Source organism: Kitasatospora sp. NPDC054768, from assembly GCF_053612025.1.
The window spans coordinates 16,124-39,092 of sequence record NZ_JBSHBN010000088.1; the positions used below are offsets into that span (position 1 = coordinate 16,124).

Here is a 22,969-nt window from a genome sequence, read left to right on the forward strand (position 1 = left end):
CGAAGAAGAGACCCCAGATGAGCCTGACCGGACTGCTCGATGTCGTCGCGCGGGACGCGGCGCTCGCCGAGGCGATCGAGGCGGCCACCGCCCCCGGAGCCGCGGCCGGTGGACGCCGCCACCTGGACCTGGTCGGACCGCCCGCCGCCCGGCCGTTCGCCATCGCCGCGCTGGCCCGCGCGCTCGCCGGGCAGGCCGCCGGGGACCGGGGCCGCCCGGTGCTCGCCGTCACCGCGACCGGCCGGGAGGCCGAGGACCTCGCGGCCTCGCTGCGCTCCCTGCTGCCCGTCGACGCCGTCGCCGAGTTCCCGGCCTGGGAGACCCTGCCGCACGAACGGCTGTCGCCCCGCTCGGACACCGTCGGGCGCCGGCTGGCCGTACTGCGCCGGATCGTGCACCCGCGGGCGGACGACCCGGCGGCCGGGCCGGTCCAGGTGGTGGTCGCCCCGGTCCGTTCGGTGCTCCAGCCGCAGGTCAAGGGGCTGGCCGAGCTGGAACCGGTGGCCGTCCGGCGCGGTGAGTCGTACGACCTGGAGGAGGTGGCCCGCCGGCTCTCCGCCGCCGCCTACGCGCGCGTCGAACTGGTCGAGAAGCGCGGCGAGTTCGCCGTCCGCGGCGGCATCCTGGACGTCTTCCCGCCGACCGAGGAGCACCCGCTGCGGGTGGAGTTCTGGGGCGACGAGGTCGAGGAGGTCCGCTACTTCAAGGTCGCCGACCAGCGTTCGCTGGAGATCGCCGAGCACGGCCTGTGGGCGCCGCCCTGCCGCGAGCTGCTGCTCACCGAGGAGGTGCGGGCCCGGGCCGCCGAGCTGTCCGCCGAGCACCCCGGGCTGGCCGAGATCCTGGACAGGATCGCCGAGGGCATCGCGGTCGAGGGCATGGAGTCGCTGGCGCCGGTGCTGGTGGACGACATGGAGCTGCTGGTCGACGTGCTGCCGCTCGGTTCGGTCGCGGTGGTCTGCGACCCCGAGCGGGTCCGCACCCGGGCCGCCGACCTGGTGGCGACCAGCCAGGAGTTCCTGCACGCCTCCTGGGTCGCGGCCGCGGCCGGCGGGGACCGCCCGATCGACCTGGAGACCATCGACGTCTCCGCCGCCTCGCTGCGCTCGCTCGCCGAGGTGCGCGAGCACGCCGCCGAGATCGGGCTGCCCTGGTGGTCCGTCAGCCCGTTCGCGACCAGCGAGTCGACCGTCGACGGCATCCTGGCCCGCGACGGAGTCGCTGGTTGGCACGGCGATGCCAACACGCTGACCCTCGGCATGCACGCCGTCGAGGCCTACCGGGGCGACACCGCCCGGGCGATCGCCGACGCCAAGGAGCGGCTGGCCGCCGACTGGCGGGTCGTCATGGTGACCGAGGGCCACGGCCCGGCCTCCCGGCTCGCCGAGGTGCTGGGCAACGAGGGCATCCCGGCCCGCCTGGTCGCCGACCTCGCCGAGGCGCCCACCCGGGACGTCGTCCACGTCTCCTGCGGCTCGATCGAGCACGGCTTCGTCGACGAGAACCTGAAGCTCACGGTCATCACCGAGACCGACCTGTCCGGTCAGAAGTCCTCCACCAAGGACATGCGCCGGATGCCCTCGCGCCGCCGCAACGCGATCGACCCGCTGGCGCTGGTGGCCGGCGACTACGTCGTCCACGAGGCGCACGGCGTCGGCAAGTACGTCGAGATGGTGCAGCGCACCGTCCAGGGCGCCACCCGCGAGTACCTGGTGCTGGAGTACGCCCCGGCCAAGCGCGGCCACCCCGGCGACCGGCTGTTCGTGCCGACCGACCAGCTCGACCAGGTCACCAAGTACGTCGGCGGCGAGGCCCCGACGCTGCACCGGCTCGGCGGCGCGGACTGGGCGAAGACCAAGCAGCGGGCCAAGAAGGCGGTCAAGGAGATCGCCGCCGACCTGATCAAGCTGTACTCGGCGCGGATGGCCGCCCCCGGCCACACCTTCGGCCCGGACACCCCGTGGCAGCGGGAGCTGGAGGACGCCTTCCCGTACGCGGAGACGCCGGACCAGCTGACCACCATCGCCGAGGTCAAGTCGGACATGGAGAAGTCCGTCCCGATGGACCGGCTGATCTGCGGCGACGTCGGCTACGGCAAGACCGAGATCGCCGTGCGGGCCGCGTTCAAGGCCGTGCAGGACGGCAAGCAGGTGGCGGTCCTGGTGCCGACCACGCTGCTGGTGCAGCAGCACTTCTCGACCTTCGCCGAGCGCTACGCGAACTTCCCGGTGAACGTGAAGGCGCTGTCCCGCTTCCAGACCGACACCGAGGCCAAGGCCGTGCTGGAGGGGCTGTTCGAGGGCTCGGTGGACGTCGTCATCGGCACCCACCGGCTGTTCTCCTCCGAGACCAGGTTCAAGGACCTCGGCCTGGTCATCGTCGACGAGGAGCAGCGCTTCGGCGTCGAGCACAAGGAGCAGCTGAAGAAGCTGCGCGCCAACGTGGACGTGCTCACCATGTCCGCGACCCCGATCCCGCGCACCCTGGAGATGGCGGTCACCGGCATCCGCGAGATGTCCACCATCACCACCCCGCCGGAGGAGCGGCACCCGGTGCTGACCTTCGTCGGGCCGTACGACGAGAAGCAGATCTCGGCCGCGATCCGGCGTGAACTCCTGCGCGAGGGCCAGGTGTTCTACATCCACAACCGGGTGGAGTCGATCGACAAGGCGGCCGCCCGGCTGAAGGACCTGGTGCCCGAGGCGCGGATCGCCACCGCGCACGGGCAGATGGGGGAGAACCAGCTGGAGAAGGTCGTCGTCGACTTCTGGGAGAAGGAGTTCGACGTCCTGGTGTCGACCACGATCGTGGAGTCCGGCATCGACATCTCCAACGCCAACACCCTGATCGTGGAGCGCGGCGACACCTTCGGCCTCTCCCAGCTGCACCAGCTGCGCGGCCGGGTCGGGCGAGGCCGCGAGCGCGGCTACGCGTACATGCTGTACCCGCCGGAGAAGCCGCTCACCGAGACCGCGCACGAGCGGCTGGCCACCATCGCCCAGCACACCGAGATGGGCGCCGGCATGTACGTCGCGATGAAGGACCTGGAGATCCGCGGCGCGGGCAACCTGCTCGGCGGCGAGCAGTCCGGGCACATCGCGGGCGTCGGCTTCGACCTCTACATGCGGATGGTCGGCGAGGCGGTGGCGGAGTTCCGCGAGTCGCTGGCGGGCGGCGGGGAGCCGGAGGAGGAGCCGCTGGAGGTGAAGATCGAGCTGCCGGTCGACGCCCACGTGCCGCACGACTACGCACCCGGCGAGCGGCTGCGGCTGCAGGCGTACCGCTCGATCGCCGCGGTCAACTCGGAGGAGGACATCCAGCAGGTCCGGGACGAGCTGGTGGACCGCTACGGCAAGCTGCCCGAGCCGGTGGAGAACCTGCTGCTGGTCGCGGCGCTGCGGCTGTACGCCCGGCGGTGCGGGATCTCGGACATCACCCTCCAGGGCTCCAACGTCCGCTTCGGGCCGGTGGAGCTGCGGGAGTCCCAGCAGCTGCGGCTGAACCGGCTCTACCCGCGCAGTCAGGTGAAGGCGGCGGCCCAGCAGCTGCTGGTGCCGCGCCCGAGCACCGGGCGGATCGGCGGCAAGCCGCTGGTCGGTCGGGAACTGCTGGGCTGGTGCACCGAGTTCCTGTCGGCCATGTTCGACGACCTGGCGGGGGCGAAGAAGTAGGCATCCGGAGGGCCCCGCCCTCCAGGTGGTTCACGGCGGTCTCGGGCTCTGCCCCGGGGCCGCCGTTTCGTGTGGACGGGCGCCGGCCGTCGTTGACGCGGTGCGGCGGCCGGCCGACTGTGAACAGCTGCGTCAGCCGAGCTTCCACTGGCCGGTCTGCGGGGCGAAGCCACTGTCGAGGCCGAACTGGGCCTTGTCGAGCTTGGCGTCCTTCGGGACCTCGAAGGTGACGAAGCCGAGGGCGCTCTCGCCGGGCGCGATGTTGGCGGGGACCTGGAAGCCCGGGCCGGCCTTGGTGTCCGCGATCGTGCTGCCGAAGGCCTGGCCCTGGGCGTCCACCACCTTGGCGCTGTTGCCCGGGACGTCGCTGTAGGCCTTCTTGCCGCTCGCCTTGATCCGGAACTGGACCGAGACGAAGCGCTTGCCGTCGGCCGGGTGGGTGAACTCGTCCTCGCCCTCGGCGTTGTCGACCACCTTCACCAGCGTCACGTCGGCGGTGTCGGCCGGGTCGTTGCCCTTGAGCGCGATGGTGTCGCCGAGCTTGGCGGGCGCCTTGCCGGTGTCGGCGGGCTTGTCCCCGGCGGGCTTGGCGGCCTCGGAGCCGGTGGCGGCCGCGGTCTGCTTCGCCTCCGTCGAGACGGAGGCGCCGCCGGTGGAGTCGCACGCCGTCGCGCTCAGGGTGACCAGCGCGGCGCCCAGCAGCAGGACGGCGGTGCGGCGGGTGGCGCCGCGCCGGGCGGTGGCGCGGCGGACGGCGGTGCGGCGGGCGTTCGCGGACATGGGTGTCTCCCGGTGATCGGTGGTCTTCCCTGCGCCGCCCCGTTCGGTGGCGACGGAGAGATCACACCACTCGGCCGTGAACCATGTCAATGCGATTTCACAAAAGAGCTCTGTTCACATGTGAACTGTGATCGAGGGGTGCGTCGCTATGCTGTGCGGTCACAGCCCCCGCCCCCGCCCCGGCTGTGCGGTCGCAGCCCCCACCGAAGGAGCCCCCGTGCCGGACCGTCCCGAAGTGACCGCCGCCGAGATCGCCCGGCTGGCCGGCGTCGGCCGGGCCGCGGTCAGCAACTGGCGCCGCCGCCACCCCGACTTCCCGCGCCCGGTCGGCGGCACCGACGCCAGCCCGGCCTTCGCGCTCGCCGAGGTCGAGTCCTGGCTGCGCGCCCAGGGCAAGATCGCCGAACTCCCGCTGCTGGAGCGGGTCTGGCAGCTCGTCGACACCCTCCGCGACCCGGCCGGCCACCCCGCCGCCCCGCTGGTCGAGGCCGGCGCCCTGCTCCTACTGCTGCACCGCGAGCCCGCGCAGTGGGCCGGGCTCGCCGACCGGCCCGACACCCGGCTCGCCCTCGCGCTGCCCCGGGCCGTCACCGGCGCCGCCGTGCACGCCTTCGGCCCCGACGGCGCCCGCACCCTCGGCCTCCCGGGCCTGCTCGGCAGCACCCAGCTGGACCTCGCCCGGCTGCTCGCCGAACTCGCCGCGCAGACGGGCCCGGTCGGCGCGTACGAGCAGCTGCTCATCCGGTACGCCGAGGCCAACACCCGGCAGCTCAGCCCCACCCCGCCGGAGGCCGCCGAACTGCTCGCGGCCGTCGCCGGCGTCCCCGCCACCGTGCTCGACCCGGCCGTCGGCCTCGGCTCCGTCCTGCTCGCCCACCCCCCGACCACCGGCCGCTACGGCCAGGACGCCGACCCGGTCACCGCCGCCCTCGCCCGGCTCCGGATCGCCCTGCACACCCCTGCCGACGACCCCGGCCCGCTCCCGCTCGACCTGCGGGCCGGCGACGCCCTGCGCGCCGACGGCTTCCCCGGCGACACCTTCGAGGCCGTGCTCTGCCAGCCCCCGTACAACGAGCGCGACTGGGGCCACGACGAGCTGCAGTTCGACACCCGCTGGCCCGGCGGGCTCGTCCCGCCGCGCGGCGAGTCCGAACTCGCCTGGGTGCTGCACTGCCTGGCGCACACCCGCCCCGGCGGCCTCGCCGCCCTGCTGCTCCCGCCGACCGTCGCCGCCCGCCGGGCCGGCCGCCGCATCCGGGCCGAACTGCTCCGCTCCGGCGCGCTGCGGGCCGTCATCGCGCTGCCGGCCGGCGCCGCCCCGCCGTACGGCGTCCCGCTGCACCTGTGGGTGCTGCGCGCACCCCGGCCGGGCGGCGACTTCCGCCAGGTGCTGATGCTCGACGCCGGGGCGGCGCTCGCCGGTCCGGGCGGGGCCGCCGGGGCGCAGGCCGCCGAGGGCGGCCGGGACAAGGTCGACTGGACCGAGCTGCGCCGCACCGTCCTGGGGGCCTGGCGCGGCTTCGACCTCGCCGCGCGGGAGGGCCTGCCGGTCCCCGCCGACCGTCCCGGCGTCCACCGGGCGATGGCCGCCATCGACCTGCTCGACGACGAGACCGACCTCTCCCCGGCCCGGCACGTCCCGCCCGCCGCCCCGCTCGGCGGCGCGGCCGAACTCTCCCACCTCGGCGGCCGGCTGGCCGAGCTGCTGGCCGGCCTGCCCGACCCGGTCGCGCTGCTGCCGCGGCCCGGCGCCGTGTCCGGTGCCGCGTCCGGCGGGGCGTCCGGTACGGCTCCCGTCGGGGTGGTCACCATCGGCGAGCTGGTCCGCGGCGGCGCGCTGGAGGTGCACTCCTCCGGCACCGGCGCCGCCACCCGGCCGGCCGGGGCGGGTTCGGGCGGCACCCCCGTCGTCACCGACCAGGACCTCGCCACCGGCGCCGCGCCCAGCGCCGTCCTGGCCGCCGGCCCCGGCCCGGCCGGGGACGTCCGCACCCGCCCCGGCGACGTCCTGGTCCCCGCCCTCGGCGGCGGCACCGCCCGGGTCGTCCCCGCCGAGGGCCCGCTGGTCGGCGCCGCCCTCGGCCGCCAGCTCCACCTCCTGCGGCCCGACCCGGCCGCCCTCGACCCCGAGTTCCTGGCCGGCCAGTTCCGCTCCACCGCCGGCACCCGGCGCGCCGCCAGCCACGCCACCACCACCGCCCGGCTCGACATCCGCCGGGTCGAACTGCCCCGCCTCCCGCTCCCCGCCCAGCAGCGCCTCGGCGCCGCCTTCGCCCGCCTCGCCGCCTTCGACACCGCCCTCGCCCGGGCCGCCGCCCTCGGCCGCAGCCTCGCCCAGGCCGCCACCGACGCCCTGGCGACCGGCACCCTGGCGCCGCCTGACTGACACCCGCCCCGCGGACCGGGGCCGGGCCCGCGGGGGCCCGATCCGGCAGGACCCGCGACGCGCGCCCGCAGGTGACCCCGGCTCAGTAGCGGCGCGGTACCGGCGGGATACCGATGCGGCAGCGGGCGGACGGAAGCCCTCCGGAGCGGCCGGGCCGGGCGGTACGGTGTGCGGAACCGGTCGCACCGCCCTCGGTGCCGGTCCTCACCAGCTCAGGAGCGCGCATGTCAGGGCAGTACCCCGGGCAGTTCGGACCGCCGCCCGGCGGGGCGCCGTACGGGCCGGGGCCCGGGCAGGGGTACGCGCCGGGCCCGGGGCCCGGCCCGCCCGCTCCGGGGGGAGCGGCCGGGCCGGGGGGAGTGGCCGGGTCGGCCCCGATCCCCGGACGGTTCGGGGTGGTTGTGCGGGTGCTGTGCGCGCTGGCCCCGCTGGTCACCTTCGGCCTGCTCGGGGTCGTCCCCTCGCTGCTGCTGGCGGTCCGGCGCCGACGGGCGTACGACATCCTCGGCGCGGCGGTGTTCTGCGCGCTGCTGCTCGCCATGATCGTCTCGGCCGGGGTCGCGGGCACCCTGAAGAACCCGACCGCCGACACCACCGGCCAGATCACGCTGGCCGTGCTGTGGCTCCTGCCGACGGCGCACTTCCTGGTGATGGACAGCCGCGCGGTCTGGCTGGCCGGGCCTCCGGCGCCGCAGGCCGTGCCGCGCACCGCTCCGCAGGTCCTCTCGCCGTACGCGGTGCCGAACGTCTCGCCGTACGGGGCCACCGTGCCCGGGTACGGGGCGCCCGCGCAGGCCCCCGTGCCCGCTCACGCTCCCGTGCCCGCTCCCGTCGCGCCGACCGCGACCGCCGCCGTCGTCCCCTCGGCCCCCGCCCCCTCGGCCCCCGCCCCCGAAACCGCCCACGACCTGCGCGAGCTGGGCGAGTTGCTGCGCCGTCAGGCCCGCGAGGACCGGCCGTGACCGCCACCCGGCTGATCGCCGGCCGCTACCGGCTCACCGGGAAGATCGGCCACGGCGGCATGGGCCAGGTCTGGGCCGGCCAGGACGAACGACTGCACCGCCCGGTCGCGGTCAAACTGCTCCGCCCCGAGCACCTGCTCCCCGGCGGGACCGGCTCCGGAGGCGAACGGGCTTGCCATGGCGACGAGTTGAGCCGCCGCTTCCTGCGCGAGTGCCGGATCACGGCCGCGCTCGACCACCCCGGGGTGGTCACCGTCTTCGACGCGGGCGAGGACGAGGGCGAGCTCTACCTCGTCATGCAGCGCATCCCCGGGGTCAGCCTGGCCGACCTCATCGCCGAGGACGCGCCCTTCCCGATCGAACGCGCGGCGGCCGTCGCCGCCCAGCTGTGCACCGCGCTGGCCGCCGTCCACGCCATCCCGGTCGTCCACCGCGACCTCAAACCGAGCAACGTCATGGTCCGCGAGGACGGCCGCACCGTCCTGCTGGACCTCGGCATCGCCACCGCCCTCGACACCGAGACCACCCGGCTGACCCTCACCGGCGTGCCCGTCGGCAGCCCCTCCTACATGGCCCCCGAACAGGCCCTCGCCGCCACCACCGACCCGCGCAGCGACCTCTACGCGCTCGGCTGCCTGCTGCACGAGATGCTCGCCGGCGAGGAGCCGTTCCGGGCCCCCACCGCACTCGGCGTCCTGCGCCGACACGTCGACGAACCACCCGTCCCGCTGCGGGAGTTGCGCCCCGACGTGCCGCAGCCGCTGGAACAGCTGGTGCTCGACCTGCTCGCCAAGCGGCCCGCCGACCGCCCCGCCGACGCCCGGAGCGTGTACGCGCGGCTGCTCCCGCTGCTGCCCCCGGCCGACGGCACCCCGCAGCCCCGCTACACGCCGCTGCCGGACCCGGCCCGCCCCTTCCGCTACCCGCACCAGCCGCAGCCGCCGGCCGTGGCGGCCGCCCCGGCGCCCGTGGTCCGCTCCGAGCCCCGGCCCTTCCTCATGCCACCCGCCCCCGCGACACCTCCCCCCGTCCCCGCGGAGCCCGACCTCGGCGCCGAGTGCGCCCGGCTCTCCGACCTGGTCGACGCCGGCCGCCACACCGAGGTGCTCGGCCTCGCCGCCCGCCTGCTGCCCCGGGCCGAGGCCGAACTCGGCGACACCGCACCCCTGGTGCGCACCATCCGCACCATCTACGCCCGCACCCTCCTGCACGAGGGCCACCCCCAGCAGGCCCTCCCCGAGTACCGCCGCCTCGCCGCCACCGCCGACGGCGGCCCGCACGGCCCCCAGGGCCTCGACCACCGCTACCGCGCCGCCGTCTGCCTCGACCGGCTCGGCCACGGCGCCGAAGCCCTCACCGAGTACCAGGCCCTCCTCACCGCCCACACCGCCCGCCTCGAATCCGGCCTCGACACCGACCCCGAGCGCGCCTACGACCTCCGCGAACGCATCGGCCTCCACCTCGCCGCCACCGGCGACCCGCAGAACGCCTGGCAGTGGCTGCTCCCCCTCCTCCTCGACCGCGAACGCCGCGACGGCCCCCACCACCCCACCGTCCGCCGCCTCCGCCAGTCCCTCTCCACCCTCACCCCCACCTCCACCCCCTGGCCCCCGACCCCGCACTGACCGGCGGCCACGGCCTCCACCGTCCTGGGACCCCACCGCCGCCGGTGGGGTCGCTGTGCCGGCCTGCGCCTCGGCCCCAGCCGCCGCCGGCCGGGCCACTGCGCAGCACCGGTCCCCGGCACCCAGTGCCGGTGACGCCGTTCCGGCCCGGGCGTGCCGCCCTGCCCGTCCTCGGAGAATCCCCAGTGGCTCCAGCCCTTTTGGAGCCCCGGACATCCCGGGACGCGCGTGTTCTCCACCGGCCCCCATCCGGTGCCCCTGTGCGTGTTGGCATCTCGGATCAGAAAGTCGGCCCGGCCGACTTCCTGCGCTCATGCGGGCGGGCGGGGTCCATGCCCCGGGAACGGAGCCCGGGGGCGGGGAACGGGCGGGCGGAGTGGGGGTGCGGGGGTAGGTTCGGGGGGTGACGACGAATGCTGTGCCGACGAAGACTCCGGGCGCGAAGCTGATCCTGCTGACCACCACCCACCGGGTGGCTCCCGGCCTGCTGGCGTGGCCGGCGTGGGAGGCGTTGCGGTCGGCGGGGCGGGTGCTGGTGGGGGACGAGCGGCATCCGCAGGTGGCGGCGGTGCGGCAGGCCGGGGTGGTGGTGGAGGTCGTGCCGGCCGGGTCGGCGCCCGCGTTGGCGCGGCTGCTGACCGGGCAGCCCGCCGGGGCCGGGCCGACGGTGTGGCTGGGCAGTCCGGACGGGGATCCGGGGCTGACCGACGCGCTGGCGAGACTGGCGGTGGAGCACGCCGGCGAGGTGCCGGAGATCGAGGTGCTGCCCGGCTCGTACGACCTGCCGGGGTCGCGGCTGCTGGACCTGGTGACGGTGATGGACCGGCTGCGCTCCCCGGGCGGCTGCCCCTGGGACGCCGAGCAGACGCACGAGAGCCTGGTGAAGTACCTGGTCGAGGAGGCGTACGAGCTGGTCGAGGCGATCGAGGAGGGGGACCGGGAGGCGCTGCGCGAGGAGTTGGGCGACGTCCTGCTGCAGGTGTTCTTCCACTCCCGGATCGCCGAGGAGCACCCGACCGAGCCGTTCACCGTCGACGACGTGGCCGGGGACATCGTCGAGAAGCTGATGTACCGGCACCCGCACGTGTTCGGGGACGTCGAGGCCGGCGGCGCCGCCGAGGTGGAGGCGAACTGGGAGCAGCTGAAGGCGGCCGAGAAGGCGGACCGCGAGTCGGTGCTGGACGGCGTGCCGGCCGGGCTGCCCGCGCTGGCGTACGCGGCGAAGCTGGTGTCCCGGGTGCGCCGGGCCGGCTTCACGGGGGTGCCGGACGAGTCGTACGAGCTGCCGGTCGAGCTGACCGCCGACTCGGCGGGCCGGCTGCTGCTCGCGGTGGCGCAGCGGGCGCACGACGCCGGGGTGGACGTGGACGCGGCGCTGCGGTCGGCCGCGCGCGGTTACCGGGACGCGGTGCGCGCGGCCGAAGGCCTCAAGCCGGACGGAGAGCCCGACGGAGAGCCCGACGGGGACTCGGCCGGGGAGCCCGACGGGAAGTAGGCGCTCAGGCCGCCGTGGCGGTGTGCTCCGGGCACCGCTGCGGCGGGACGAGTTCGCCGATGGCCTCGCCGACGAGGACGACGAGTTCGGCGAGCCGCTCCAGGTCGAGGTGGTCGGGCAGCTCGGCCAGCGAGATGATCCGCTCGCCGTCCGGGCCGGCCACGGCGAACAGGTCGATCGGTCCGAGGTGCTTCTCGGCGGTGTCGACGAGGGCGGCGACGTCGCTGGGGCGGCGGATGTCGCCGCAGACGCCGACGACGGGGCAGCCCGGCCGGTCGAGTTCGGCGGCGAGGTCCTCGGCGATGCCGGCGTACTGGTCGGCGATGAGCATTCCGGAGGCGCCGGCCGCGGCGAACCGGCGGGCGAGTCCCGCGCCCGAACCGCCGTCGAGGACCGCGATGACGACGACTGACCCGCTGACCCGCATGGCCTGCTCCTCCCTGTGGGCGACACCGCACCGGCGCCCACGCGTACTGCGGAGGATCGTAGGCACGTCCTGACCCTCCGCAACAGGGATTACCCCGCAGGTGACCAGGCTCACGCCCGCACTGCGGCCAAGAGTCGGCCAAGAGCTGTCCATTGACCGTCCGCGGACAGTCAACGGGCCGTCCATGAGCCGTCCATGGGCCGTCCACGGAGCATCGGCAGGACGGCCGCGGACCGTCGGCGGGAGGAGCGGCGGCCCGCCGGAGCGGGGCGTGCCCGTCGCACCGGATACGGTCGGTCCATGCCAGCTCAGCCCGACTCCGCCCGGCCCGCCGCCACGCCGTCCGACGCCACCGCCCCGCAGCTGTTCACCTGGGAGTTCGCCTCCGACCCGTACCCCGCCTACGCCTGGCTGCGCGAGCACGCCCCGGTGCACCGCACCACGCTGCCGAGCGGGGTGGAGGCCTGGCTGGTGACCCGGTACGCGGACGCCCGGCAGGCGCTCGCGGACAGCCGGCTGTCGAAGAACCCGGCGCACCACAGCGAGCAGGCGCACCGCACCGGCCGGGTGGGCATCCCGGGGGAGCGGCAGGCGGACCTGATGACCCACCTGCTGAACATCGACCCGCCGGACCACACCCGGCTGCGCAGGCTGGTGTCGAAGGCGTTCACCCCGCGCCGGGTGGCCGAGTTCGAGCCGCGGGTGCAGCAGCTCACCGACCGGCTGATCGACGGCTTCGCGCAGCGCGGTTCGGCGGACCTGATCCACGAGTTCGCCTTCCCGCTCCCCATCTACGCGATCTGCGACATGCTGGGCGTGCCGGCCGAGGACCAGGACGACTTCCGGGACTGGGCCGGGATGATGGTGCGCCACACGAAGCCGGGCCACGGCGGCGGCCGGCGCGGCGGCGTGGGGCGGGCGGTGAAGCGGATGCGGGCGTACCTGCTGGAGCTGATCCACCGCAAGCGCGCGGACCTCGGGGACGACCTGATCTCGGGCCTGATCCGGGCCAGTGACCACGGTGAGCACCTGACCGAGAACGAGGCCGCGGCGATGGCCTTCATCCTCCTGTTCGCGGGTTTCGAGACCACCGTGAACCTGATCGGCAACGGCACGTACGCCCTGCTGCGCAATCCGGAGCAGCGCCGGTTGCTGCAGGAGTCGGTGGCCCGCGGGGAGAGCGCGCTGCTGGAGACCGGGATCGAGGAACTCCTGCGCTACGACGGACCGGTGGAGATGGCGACCTGGCGGTTCGCGACCCGTCCGCTGGCCATCGGCGGGGTGGACATCCCGGTCGGCGACCCGGTGCTGGTGGTGCTCGCCGCGGCGGACCGCGACCCGGCCCGGTTCGCGGCCGAGAACACCCTGGACCTGGCCCGGACGGACAACCCCCACCTGGGCTTCGGGCACGGCATCCACTACTGCATCGGCGCTCCGCTCGCCCGCTTGGAGGGTCGTGCCGCGCTGACCACGCTGCTTTCCCGGCTGCCCGATCTCCGGCTCGCGGAAGACGCGGACGACCTGCGGTGGCGCGGTGGTCTGATCATGCGTGGGCTGCGCGAACTCCCGGTGGAATTCAGTCCGGAGAGCCGTTCCCCGCACGCCTCTCCGCAGACCCCTCCGCACGCTCCTTCGCAGGCCTCGCCGAACACTCCCGCCACGCCTCCGACGTGCTGAGATCGCACTGACGGGACGTCGCGAACCACCTGCTGACGGGGGTGTGAACACCCATCAATCCGGACATAACACCGCCGTTGGTAGGCGATCGAACACGCGCCGTAATTATTGTGTGATATCGACGATATGAGCTTGTGATTGGTCTGATGATCTGTCTACTCTCCCTGGAGTTCGCAGCTGCGGACCTCGTACGCGGAACGCCGAGTCCTGCCCGCCGCGCCACGGGAAACCGACCAGAACCCTGGGCAGGGGCGGGGGAACCAGGTTTGTTGCCGTCTCCCCACGGCTTGGGGTGAAGCCGCCCGAGCGGAATCGTTTCCGCGTACGGCGGCCGGGCCACCTCCCGGTCCGAACCCGACAGCTCACCTCGCAGGCGTGCGGAGAGGGACCTCTTCATGCTGTTCGTTGGAACTGGCCGTCACCGTCGTCGCACCCAGGCCGAGAAGGCCATCGCCGTCGCCGGTGTGGCCGGCGTCGGACTCGCGATGCCGCTCCTCACCGCCACCGGCGCCTCCGCCGCCCCCGCCTCCACCTGGGACGCCGTCGCCCAGTGCGAGGCCGGTGGCAACTGGAGCATCAACACCGGCAACGGCTTCTACGGCGGCCTCCAGTTCACCTCCAGCACCTGGAAGGCGTACGGCGGCACCGCCTACGCGCCGCAGGCCAACCAGGCCAGCAAGGCCCAGCAGATCTCGGTCGCCGAGAAGGTGCTGGCCTCGCAGGGCCCGGGCGCCTGGCCGGTCTGCTCCCAGAAGGCCGGTCTGACCAAGGGTGGCGCCCCGGCTGCGGTCGACACCTCCTCGGACGCCAAGCCGCAGTCCGCCCCCAAGCAGCAGACCCCGAAGCCCGCCGCCAAGCCGGCCGAGAAGCCGGTCGCGCAGCAGCCCGCCGCCCAGAAGCAGACCCCGAAGCCCGCCGCGCAGCCGGTCCAGCAGGCCGCCCCGCAGCAGCAGGCGCAGCCGCAGACCCCGGGCTTCTCCGGCAAGGCCGGCTGGGACGCCGACGCCAAGGTGTACTGGTACCAGAGCAACGGCGCCTGGTACTGGACCAGCCACCAGAGCGTCTACCAGCAGTACGCCGGCCAGGCCGCCGCCCAGCCGCAGTACGCCCCGCAGGCCGCGCAGTCGGCCCCGCAGACCACCGGCCACGACTACACCGTCCGCGCCGGTGACACCCTGTCGACCATCGCCGCCGCCCAGGGCGTGTCCGGCGGCTGGCACGCGCTGTACGAGCAGAACCACGGCACGGTCGGCGGCGACCCGAACCTGATCATGCCCGGCCAGGTGCTGCACCTCGGCTGAGCCGGCCCGCTCGACGCCGGCCCGCTCGACGCCGGCTCGCTCGACGCCGGCCCGCCCGCCGCGCCCGGCGCCGACGCCGCCTCACCCCGCCGTCCGAAGGGGACCGGTCCTACCGGTCCCCTTCGTCCGCATTCGCCCGCTCCGGTGGGACAAGCTGGGACAAGCAGGTGAACTACCGGTGGGTAGTGGGGCCACACGCTGAGACGGGACCGAGGCGGACGTGGCCCCGGGAGCCCGGGCGGTTAGGCTCTGGTCGTAACGACTCCGCAATCGTCCTGCTGACAGCACCACCGTCAGACCGGACCCTGCTTCCGCAAGGAGATGCCTCGTGCCGTCCATCGATGTCGTCGTAGCCCGTGAGATCCTCGACTCCCGCGGCAACCCCACGGTCGAGGTCGAGGTCGGCCTCGACGACGGCAGCACGGGTCGTGCCGCTGTCCCGTCGGGTGCTTCCACCGGTGCCTTCGAGGCGCTGGAGCTGCGTGACGGTGACAAGAACCGCTACTTCGGCAAGGGCGTCGAGAAGGCCGTCCTGGCCGTCATCGAGCAGATCGGCCCGGAGCTGGTCGGCTACGACGCCACCGAGCAGCGCCTGATCGACCAGGCCATGCTGGACCTGGACGCCACCCCGGACAAGTCCTCGCTCGGCGCCAACGCCATCCTGGGCGTCTCGCTGGCCGTCGCGCACGCCGCCTCCGAGGCCAGCGACCTGCCGCTGTTCCGCTACCTGGGCGGCCCGAACGCGCACGTCCTGCCGGTCCCGATGATGAACATCCTCAACGGTGGGTCGCACGCGGACTCCAACGTCGACATCCAGGAGTTCATGATCGCCCCGATCGGCGCGGAGTCCTTCTCCGAGGCCGTCCGCTGGGGCGTCGAGGTCTACCACACGCTCAAGGGCGTGCTGAAGGAGCGCGGCCTGTCCACGGGTCTGGGTGACGAGGGCGGCTTCGCCCCGAACCTGGACTCCAACCGCGAGGCCCTGGACCTCATCGTCGAGGCCATCGAGAAGGCCGGCTACGTGCCCGGCCGTGACGTCGCGCTGGCCCTGGACGTCGCCTCCTCCGAGTTCTACGAGGACGGCGCCTACCAGTTCGAGGGCAAGGACCTCACCGCCGCCGAGCTCATCGAGTACTACGCCGAGCTGGTCGCCGCCTACCCGCTGGTCTCCATCGAGGACCCGCTGGACGAGTCCGACTGGGACGGCTGGAAGGCCATGACCGACAAGCTGGGCGACAAGGTCCAGCTGGTCGGCGACGACCTGTTCGTCACCAACCCGGCCCGCCTGGCCCGCGGCATCGAGACCGGCACCGCCAACGCGCTGCTGGTGAAGGTGAACCAGATCGGCTCGCTGACCGAGACCCTGGACGCCGTCGAGCTGGCCCAGCGCAACGGCTACCGCTGCATGATGTCGCACCGCTCCGGCGAGACCGAGGACGTCACCATCGCCGACCTGGCCGTCGCCACCAACTGCGGCCAGATCAAGACCGGTGCCCCGGCCCGCTCCGAGCGCGTCGCCAAGTACAACCAGCTGCTGCGCATCGAGGAGATCCTCGACGACGCCGCCGAGTACGCCGGCCGCGGCGCCTTCCCGCGCTTCCGCTCCGCGGAGTAGCAGGAACGGCCGCTCCGTGGAGCGACCGGGCCCGGCCGCTGCGCGGAGCGATCCGCACGGCGGGCACGAGGGCCGGGCGCTCCCGGTAGCGCACGCCTGACCGGTGCCCCGCCGTTCACCCCGTAGGGTGGACGGCGGGGCACCGTCGCGACCAGGAGGGGATACGGGAGATGGCTGGCTGGAGGATCCCGGGCTTGGCGGCCCGGCCCCGGTTCACGAGCCGGGCGACCGTCCTCGTCCTGGTGCTCTGTTCGCTGGTGGCGATCCTCGCCTACCCGACGCGGCAGTTCATCTCCCAGCGCGCCGAGATCTCCGCCCAGCGGGCGAAGGCCGACCACGCGCGCCAGCAGGTCGAGCAGCTGCGCCGGGAGAAGGCCCGCTGGCAGGACCCGGAGTACGTGAAGGCGCAGGCCCGCGCCCGGCTGCACTACGCGGTGCCGGGGGAGACCCCGTACATCGCGGTGGATCCGGCCGGCCGGGCCTCCGCCCAGCCCTCCTCGTCCGCGGCGGGTGCGGCCTCCTCCGGCACCGCGGCCTCCGGAAGCGCCGCCGACCGGACGAAGGCCGCCAAGCCCTGGTACGCCGGCATCTGGGACTCGGTGGACGCCGCCGACACCGTGGCGGCGGCCCCCGCCACCCCCCTTCCCCTCCCACCGTCCCCCGTTGGAGACACCTCCCCCCATGACCACTGAGAACCACCCCTCCGTCTCCGACGCCGACGTCGCGGCCATCGCCGCCCAGCTCGGCCGGGTGCCGCGCGGCCTGCGCGGCGTGGCGCACCGCTGCCCCTGCGGCAACCCGGACGTCGTGGAGACGGCTCCCCGGCTGCCGGACGGCACGCCGTTCCCCACGCTCTACTACCTGACCTGCCCCAAGGCCGCCTCGCTGATCGGCACCCTGGAGGCGGAGGGCGTGATGAAGGACCAGAGCGCCCGGCTCGCCGAGGACCCGGAGCTGGCGGCCGCCTACCAGAGGGCGCACGAGGACTACATCGCCCGGCGCGACGCGATCGAGGTGCTGGAGGGCTTCCCGAGCGCCGGCGGGATGCCGGACCGGGTGAAGTGCCTGCACGTGCTGGTCGGCCACTCGCTGGCGGCCGGCGAGGGCGTCAACCCGCTCGGCGACGAGGCGATCGGCATGCTGGAGGACTGGTGGGCCAAGGGCCCGTGCGTCTCCCCGGCGGAGGTCGAGGCCGCCGGTGAGCGGGTCGCCCGCAACCGCGCCAAGGAGCAGGACCACGAGGCCGTGATCGCCGCCAAGGAGCAGAAGACCGCCGAGCGCGCCGCGAAGAAGCGGGCCGTGGAGGAAGCCGCGGCGGAGCGGGAGTCCGAGTGAGCACCACCCGCGTGGCCGCGATCGACTGCGGCACCAACTCGATCCGCCTGCTGGTCGCCGACCTCGACCCGGAGACGGGGGAGATCACCGACCTCGACCGCCGGATGATCGTCAACCGGCTGGGCCAGGGCGTGGACCGCACCGGCCGGCTGCACCCCGACGCGCTGGCCCGCACCTTCGCGGCCTGCCGGGAGTACCAGGAGATCATCGCCGGCTTCGGTGTCGGCCCGGAGCGGGTCCGCTTCGTCGCCACCAGTGCCTCCCGGGACGCCGAGAACAGCGACGAGTACGTCAAGGGCGTGCGCGACATCCTGGGCGTCGAGCCCGAGGTGGTGAGCGGCGAGGAGGAGGCGCACCTGTCCTTCGTGGGCGCCACCAAGGAACTGACGGGCGGTCAGTTCCCCGGCCCGTACCTGGTGTTCGACCTCGGCGGCGGCTCCACCGAGTTCGTGCTCGGCTCGGACGACGTCCAGGCGGCGCGCTCGGTGAACATCGGTTGCGTGCGGCTCACCGAGCGGTACTTCGGTGACGCCGAGCTGCCCTCGGAGGAGCAGGTCGAGGCCGCCCGGGCGCACGTGCGGGCGGAGCTGGACCGGGCCGAGGAGGTCGTCCCGCTGACCGGCGCGGCCACCCTGGTGGGTCTCGCCGGGACGGTCACCACGGTGTCCGCGATCGCCCAGGGCCTGCCCGGCTACGACTCGGCGGCGATCCACCACTCGCGGATCGGCCGGGACCGGGTCGCCGGGATCGCCCGGGAGCTGCTGGCCGCCACCCATGCCGAGCGCGCGGCCATCCCGTCGATGCACCCGGGCCGGGTGGACGTGATCGCGGCCGGGGCGCTGGAGCTGCTGGAGATCATGGAGCGCACCGGCGCCGCCGAGGTGGTCGTGAGCGAGCACGACATCCTCGACGGAATCGCCTGGGGTATTGCCACCTGACCCCGTGCGGGGCTTACCCGGACCGGCCCCGGCACCCCTTTCGGGGGGCCGGGGCCGGGGCGCGCCCGAGCGCGGGTGGAAAAGTTCGTGAATTTCTTCACATGGCGATCCGGCCATTCGCCGCACCCACCCGCCCGCTACGTCCGAAATGTGGGACCGAAGGCCTGCTGGCCGGGTAGCCCATGGGATCGCAGGTCAGGGCTCGCTTGAGGTTTGAAATTCGAAATCATGCGCGGGAACCCGGGCGCTGTGCGGATCGTTGCTGCTCAGGCCGGTCGTGCTCCGGCGCGCGCTCGCGCGGGGCCGTCCAGGGGTGGGGGTCGCCGTGCCGGGCCCGGTTTTGCGGCCGCGCAGTGTAGCACGGGGGGTCCTTCATCTTGTGACCGGGCTCACGAAGGCTGCTCCGGACGGTGCTGGATACTTTCGGATATGAGCACCACGGAGCGTCCTCGCATCCTCATTGTCGGCGGTGGTTACGTCGGCCTGTATGCCGCGATGCGCATCCTCAAGAAGATGCGTTACGGCGAAGCGACCGTCACGGTCGTGGACCCGCGGTCGTACATGACGTACCTGCCCTTCCTCCCCGAGGCGGCCGGCGGCAACGTCGCGCCCCGCAACCTCGTCGCGCCGCTGCGCAGCGCCCTCAAGCAGGCGGAGGTGCTGACCGGGTCCGTCACCGGCATCGACCACGCCCGCAAGGTCGCCACCATCCAGCCCGCGGCCGGCGACAGCTACGAGCTGCCCTTCGAGTACCTGGTCGTCGCGACCGGCTCGGTCTCCCGCACCTTCCCGATCCCGGGTCTGGCGGAGAACGGCATCGGCATGAAGACGGTCGAGGAGGCCATCGGCCTCCGCAACCACGTCATGGCCCAGCTCGACAAGGCCGAGTCCACCACGGACGAGGAGATCCGCCGCAAGGCGCTGACCTTCGTGGTGATCGGTGGCGGCTTCGCCGGCATCGAGACCGTCGCCGAGGTCGAGGACATGGCCCGCGACGCGGCCAAGCTGTACAAGACCGTCAGCCGCGAGGACATGCGCTTCGTGGTGGTCGAGGCGGCCAACCGCATCCTCCCCGAGATGGGCCCGGACCTCGGTCTGTGGACCAAGGAGAAGCTCGAGGAGCGCAACATCGAGGTCTACATCGAGACCTCCATGGACTCCTGCGTCGACGGCCACGTCATGCTGAAGAACGGCATGGAGATGGACGCCTCCACCATCGTGTGGACGGCCGGCGTGAAGCCGAACCCGGTGCTGTCCGAGTTCGGCCTGCCGCTGGGCCCGCGCGGCCACGTCGACACCGCGCCGACCCTCCAGGTCCAGGGCTTCGACTACGTCTGGGCCGCCGGTGACAACGCCCAGGTGCCGGACCTCGCCGCCGGCGAGGGCGCCTGGTGCCCGCCGAACGCGCAGCACGCCTGCCGTCAGGCCGTCGTCCTCGGCGACAACGTGATCTCCGGCATGCGCGGCTTCCCGCAGAAGGAGTACAAGCACAAGAACCTCGGTGCGGTCGCCGGCCTCGGCCTGCACAAGGGCGTGGCGATCCTCTTCGGCAAGTACAAGCTGAAGGGCCGTCCGGCCTGGTGGTTCCACCGCCTGTACCACGGCGCGATGGTGCCGACCTTCAACCGCAAGGTCCGCGTCTTCACCGACTGGACGCTCGCGATGTTCCTCAAGCGCGAGATGGTCGGCCTCGCCCAGATGGAGCGGCCGCAGCTTCCGATCCAGGAGGTCACTCCGCCCACCAAGCCCGTCGAGGCCGCCAAGCCGGCCGCCGACAAGGCACTCGCCAGCAAGTAAGCGACTGAGACCCCGGTGTGGGAGCACCGGGGTATGAGTCGGAGGCCCTCCGCCCGGCAGCGTTGCCGGACCACGACCTCCGTGGTGCTCAGCCGGCCGTGCGACCGGGCGGAGTACAGAAGTAGAAGGTCCCCTGCCGAAACCCTCCGGCAGGGGACCTCTCTCGTTGCGGGACCGGTCAGTCGGTCTTGATGCTCGACAGGATGTCCAGCTTGGACGCCCGGCGGGCCGGCCAGATCGCGGCCACCAGGCCGACCACCCCGGCCAGCGCCAGGAACATCGCCAGCTGGCCGTACGGCAGGACCGTGGTCAGGCCGGAGAGGCTGGACTTCAGGGTGCCGTTGATCGCCCAGGCGATGAAGCAGCCGAGCAGCAGGCCGATGCCGGCGCCGAACAGCGAGATCACCACGGACTCCAGACGGACCATCCGCTTGATGCCGCTGCGGTCCAGGCCGATCGCCCGCAGCATCCCGATCTCGCGCTTGCGCTCGAAGACCGACATCGCCAGCGTGTTGACCACGCCCAGGATCGCGATCAGGACCGCCATCCCCAGCAGGCCGTACATCAGGTTCAGCGCGAAGGTGATGGTCTGGCTGAACTCGTCCCGGACGTCCTGCTTGGACTTCACCTCGATCACCGGGTTGGCGCCGGTGGCGTCCTTGAGCGCCTGCTTGAGGCCGTCGGTGGCGCCGTCCTTGCCCTTGACCAGGACGTCGGAGACGTACGGCTTCGGCTCGTGCTTGGCGATCTCGCTGTTGGCCAGCATGACCGGGCCGAGCATGCCGCCGGTCTTGTACACGCCACCGACGGTGACCTTGCCGGCGGACTCGTCCGGGTAGGCCACGGTCAGCACCGAGCCGGTGGTGACGTTCAGCTTCTTGGCGGCGTCCTCGTCGAGCAGCAGCTGGCCCTGGCCGAAGCCGGCGGTGGAGCCGCTGGTCAGCTCGACGTCGGCGAGCTGGTCGAGGACGGCCGCGTCCAGGCCGTTGACCGTCCTGCTGGTGCCGTTCAGGTCCCAGTACGCGGTCGTCATCGCCGAGGAGGCGGCCACCCCGGGGGCCTTGGCGATCTGGGCGGGCACCTGCTCGGACAGGCTCATGCCGTTGGCGGCACCGACGATGAAGTCGGCCTTCATCGAGCTGGTGACGGCCCGGTCGATGGTGTCGTTGACCGAGGCGCCGATCACGGTGAGCCCGGTGACCAGGGTCAGACCGATGGTCAGCGCGGCGGCGGTGGCCGCGGTGCGGCGCGGGTTGCGCACCGCGTTCTGCTGGGCGAGCCTGCCCGGGGTGCCGCCGAGACCGCGCAGCAGCGGGCCGACCAGCGCGACCACCGGACGGGAGAGCAGCGGCAGCAGGACGAACACGCCGATCAGGGCCAGGAAGGCGCCCAGGCCGACCGGCAGCCGGCCGCTGTCGTTGCCAGTGGAGGCGCCGAAGCCGATCAGGGCGAGGCCGCCGCCGGCGAGCACCGATCCGATCGTGTTGCGGACCACCAGGCTCTTCTGGGAGACCGGCTGGTCGCCGCTGCTCATCGCGGCCACCGGGGCGATCCGGGAGGCGCGCACGGCGGGCAGCAGGGCCGACATGACCGTCACCAGGACGCCGACCACGACCGTCACCACGACGGTGAGCGGCTTGATCACCAGCGAGCCGCTCGGCATGTTCTCGTTCATCGCGCCGATCAGCGACTGCATCCCGGCGCCGATCCCGATGCCGGCGAGCAGGCCGGCCACGGCGGAGGCGGTGCCGATCAGCAGGGCCTCGATCAGCACGGACCGGGTGACCTGCTTGCGGCTGGCACCGATGGCCCGCATCAGGGCCAGCTCCTTGGTGCGCTGGGCGACCAGCATGGTGAAGGTGTTGGCGATGATGAAGATGCCGACGAAGAGCGAGATGAAGGCGAAGACCAGGAGCATCGTGCGCATGCTGCTGGTGCCCTTGGTGATCATCTCCTGCTCGTCGGCCTTGAGCGTGGCGCCGGTCTCGACGTCGAACTGGTGGCCGGAGGGCACCACGGGCTGGGCCTGGGCGAGCAGCGCGTCCTGGCTGGTGCCGGGCTTGGCGGTGAGCACGATGCCGCTGTAGCGGCCCGGCTCCAGCAGGGTCTGCTGGGCGGTGGCCCGGTCGAACAGGGTGAGCGAGCCGCCGGTGTTGACGACCGGGTCGTCGGTGGTGAAGACGCCGGTGAGCCTGGCCTCGACGACCGGGCCGTTGGCGGCGACCCGGACGGTGTCGCCGACCTTGTAGCCGCCCTTGTCGGCGGTCTTGCGGTCGAGCGCGATCTCCTTGGCGGCCTTCGGGCCCTGGCCCTCGACCATCGGGTAGCGCGGGTCCTTGCCGTCCTGGCCCGGCGCGAAGTTGGCGCCCTTGGCGGCCCAGACCTGGCCGATCAGGTTGCCCTTCCGGTCGGCGACGCCGGTGAAGCCGCTGACGACGCCTCGGGCGCCGGCGGTGCCCGGCAGGGCGGACAGCTGCTGGACGGTGGCGTCGGTGAGGGCGGCCGAGCTGCCCTCGCTCTTCTGACGGGCGGAGGCGGCGGAGCCGGCCGCGCGGTCCACCACCTGGACCGAGACGTCCGAGTAGCTCTTGGAGTTGCTGTCCCGCATGGCCTTGCCGAAGGTGTCGGCGAAGACCATGGTTCCGGCCACGAAGGCGGTGCCGAGCATGACGGCCAGTGCCGTCATCAGCAGTCGGCCCTTGTGGGCCAGCACGTTGCGCAGTGCGGTGCGATACATGGGGTGTCCTGGGAAGGGTCGGTGAGCGGGCTGCGGCCGCCGGGCCGGATCGGTCGTGGTGTTAAGGGCGTGTCGGACAATTCCCGCCGGGTGCGCCCTGATCCGACGCGAATTGTCAGACACGCCCTAGCTGGTGCGGCCCTTGGCGTCGAAGCGGCGCATGCGGTCCAGGACGGTGTCGGCGGTGGGGTGGTGGAGTTCGTCGACGATGCGGCCGTCGGCG

At 73.4% G+C, this 22,969-nt stretch carries 14 protein-coding genes, 2 pseudogenes and 1 riboswitch; of the genes and pseudogenes, 12 read left to right on the forward strand and 4 right to left on the reverse strand.

The window, feature by feature from the left end; translation table 11 throughout:
* Positions 1-17: 17 nt before the first annotated feature.
* Positions 18-3,671: a transcription-repair coupling factor gene (gene mfd / locus ACWGKU_RS24455; RefSeq protein ID WP_401052709.1), complete on the forward strand. Its 3,654-nt coding sequence runs from the start codon at positions 18-20 to the stop codon at positions 3,669-3,671.
* A gap of 132 nt (positions 3,672-3,803) precedes the next feature.
* On the opposite strand, the gene ACWGKU_RS24460 is transcribed toward mfd, so the two are convergent.
* Positions 3,804-4,451, reverse strand: a complete 648-nt coding sequence (locus ACWGKU_RS24460; RefSeq protein ID WP_401052706.1) for a DUF4352 domain-containing protein — start codon at positions 4,449-4,451, stop codon at positions 3,804-3,806.
* A gap of 217 nt (positions 4,452-4,668) precedes the next feature.
* Between ACWGKU_RS24460 and ACWGKU_RS24465 the strand changes: the two genes are divergently transcribed.
* The 4 genes from ACWGKU_RS24465 to ACWGKU_RS24480 all read left to right on the forward strand — a co-directional run bounded on the left by ACWGKU_RS24465 (position 4,669) and on the right by ACWGKU_RS24480 (position 10,919).
* Positions 4,669-6,837, forward strand: a complete 2,169-nt coding sequence (locus tag ACWGKU_RS24465) for an N-6 DNA methylase (protein WP_452180103.1) — start codon at positions 4,669-4,671, stop codon at positions 6,835-6,837.
* Positions 6,838-7,232: 395 nt separating this feature from the next.
* Positions 7,233-7,799, forward strand: a complete 567-nt coding sequence (locus ACWGKU_RS24470; protein WP_452191563.1) for a hypothetical protein — start codon at positions 7,233-7,235, stop codon at positions 7,797-7,799.
* On the forward strand, positions 7,796-9,424 hold the full coding sequence (locus tag ACWGKU_RS24475) for a protein kinase domain-containing protein (protein WP_452180101.1): 1,629 nt from the start codon (positions 7,796-7,798) through the stop codon (positions 9,422-9,424). The genes ACWGKU_RS24470 and ACWGKU_RS24475 overlap by 4 nt, the downstream gene beginning before the upstream one ends.
* 403 nt (positions 9,425-9,827) lie before the next feature.
* The gene (locus tag ACWGKU_RS24480) at positions 9,828-10,919 is read left to right on the forward strand and encodes a MazG family protein (protein WP_452191565.1); all 1,092 of its coding nucleotides are present in this window, start codon (positions 9,828-9,830) and stop codon (positions 10,917-10,919) included.
* A gap of 4 nt (positions 10,920-10,923) precedes the next feature.
* On the opposite strand, the gene ACWGKU_RS24485 is transcribed toward ACWGKU_RS24480, so the two are convergent.
* Positions 10,924-11,346: an SDR family NAD(P)-dependent oxidoreductase gene (locus ACWGKU_RS24485; protein WP_380539390.1), complete on the reverse strand. Its 423-nt coding sequence runs from the start codon at positions 11,344-11,346 to the stop codon at positions 10,924-10,926.
* A 300-nt stretch (positions 11,347-11,646) separates the two neighbouring features.
* Here ACWGKU_RS24485 and ACWGKU_RS24490 point away from each other — a divergent pair, with 300 nt between their 5' ends.
* The 7 genes and pseudogenes from ACWGKU_RS24490 (at position 11,647) to ACWGKU_RS24520 (ending at position 20,009) form a co-directional block, all read left to right on the forward strand.
* Complete coding sequence (locus ACWGKU_RS24490) at positions 11,647-13,023, forward strand: cytochrome P450 family protein (protein ID WP_452180099.1); 1,377 nt, start codon at positions 11,647-11,649, stop codon at positions 13,021-13,023.
* 221 nt (positions 13,024-13,244) lie between these two features.
* Positions 13,245-13,413: riboswitch (cyclic di-AMP (ydaO/yuaA leader) on the forward strand.
* Between the two features lie 5 nt (positions 13,414-13,418).
* Positions 13,419-14,324: a transglycosylase family protein gene (locus ACWGKU_RS24495; protein ID WP_452180098.1), complete on the forward strand. Its 906-nt coding sequence runs from the start codon at positions 13,419-13,421 to the stop codon at positions 14,322-14,324.
* Between the two features lie 328 nt (positions 14,325-14,652).
* Positions 14,653-15,939 carry a phosphopyruvate hydratase gene (eno, locus tag ACWGKU_RS24500; RefSeq protein WP_359910003.1) on the forward strand — a complete coding sequence of 429 codons (1,287 nt, stop codon included), beginning with the start codon at positions 14,653-14,655 and terminating at the stop codon, positions 15,937-15,939.
* A gap of 170 nt (positions 15,940-16,109) precedes the next feature.
* Entirely contained in the window at positions 16,110-16,631 is a 522-nt protein-coding gene (locus tag ACWGKU_RS24505) for an FtsB family cell division protein (RefSeq protein WP_452180097.1), read from the forward strand.
* Positions 16,603-17,142: pseudogene (locus ACWGKU_RS24510) on the forward strand (DUF501 domain-containing protein); the annotation flags it as partial. The gene ACWGKU_RS24505 and the pseudogene ACWGKU_RS24510, both read left to right, overlap by 29 nt.
* 128 nt (positions 17,143-17,270) lie before the next feature.
* Positions 17,271-18,212: a Ppx/GppA phosphatase family protein gene (locus ACWGKU_RS24515; protein WP_452180096.1), complete on the forward strand. Its 942-nt coding sequence runs from the start codon at positions 17,271-17,273 to the stop codon at positions 18,210-18,212.
* Between the two features lie 429 nt (positions 18,213-18,641).
* Entirely contained in the window at positions 18,642-20,009 is a 1,368-nt protein-coding gene (locus ACWGKU_RS24520; protein ID WP_359909991.1) for an NAD(P)/FAD-dependent oxidoreductase, read from the forward strand.
* Positions 20,010-20,187: 178 nt separating this feature from the next.
* Here the strand turns inward: ACWGKU_RS24520 and ACWGKU_RS24525 are convergent, their stop codons facing one another.
* Positions 20,188-22,746 (reverse strand): ABC transporter permease, encoded by a 2,559-nt coding sequence (locus ACWGKU_RS24525; protein ID WP_401054206.1) that lies wholly within the window; start codon positions 22,744-22,746, stop codon positions 20,188-20,190.
* Positions 22,747-22,872: 126 nt separating this feature from the next.
* Positions 22,873-22,969: pseudogene (locus ACWGKU_RS24530) on the reverse strand (ABC transporter ATP-binding protein); the annotation flags it as partial.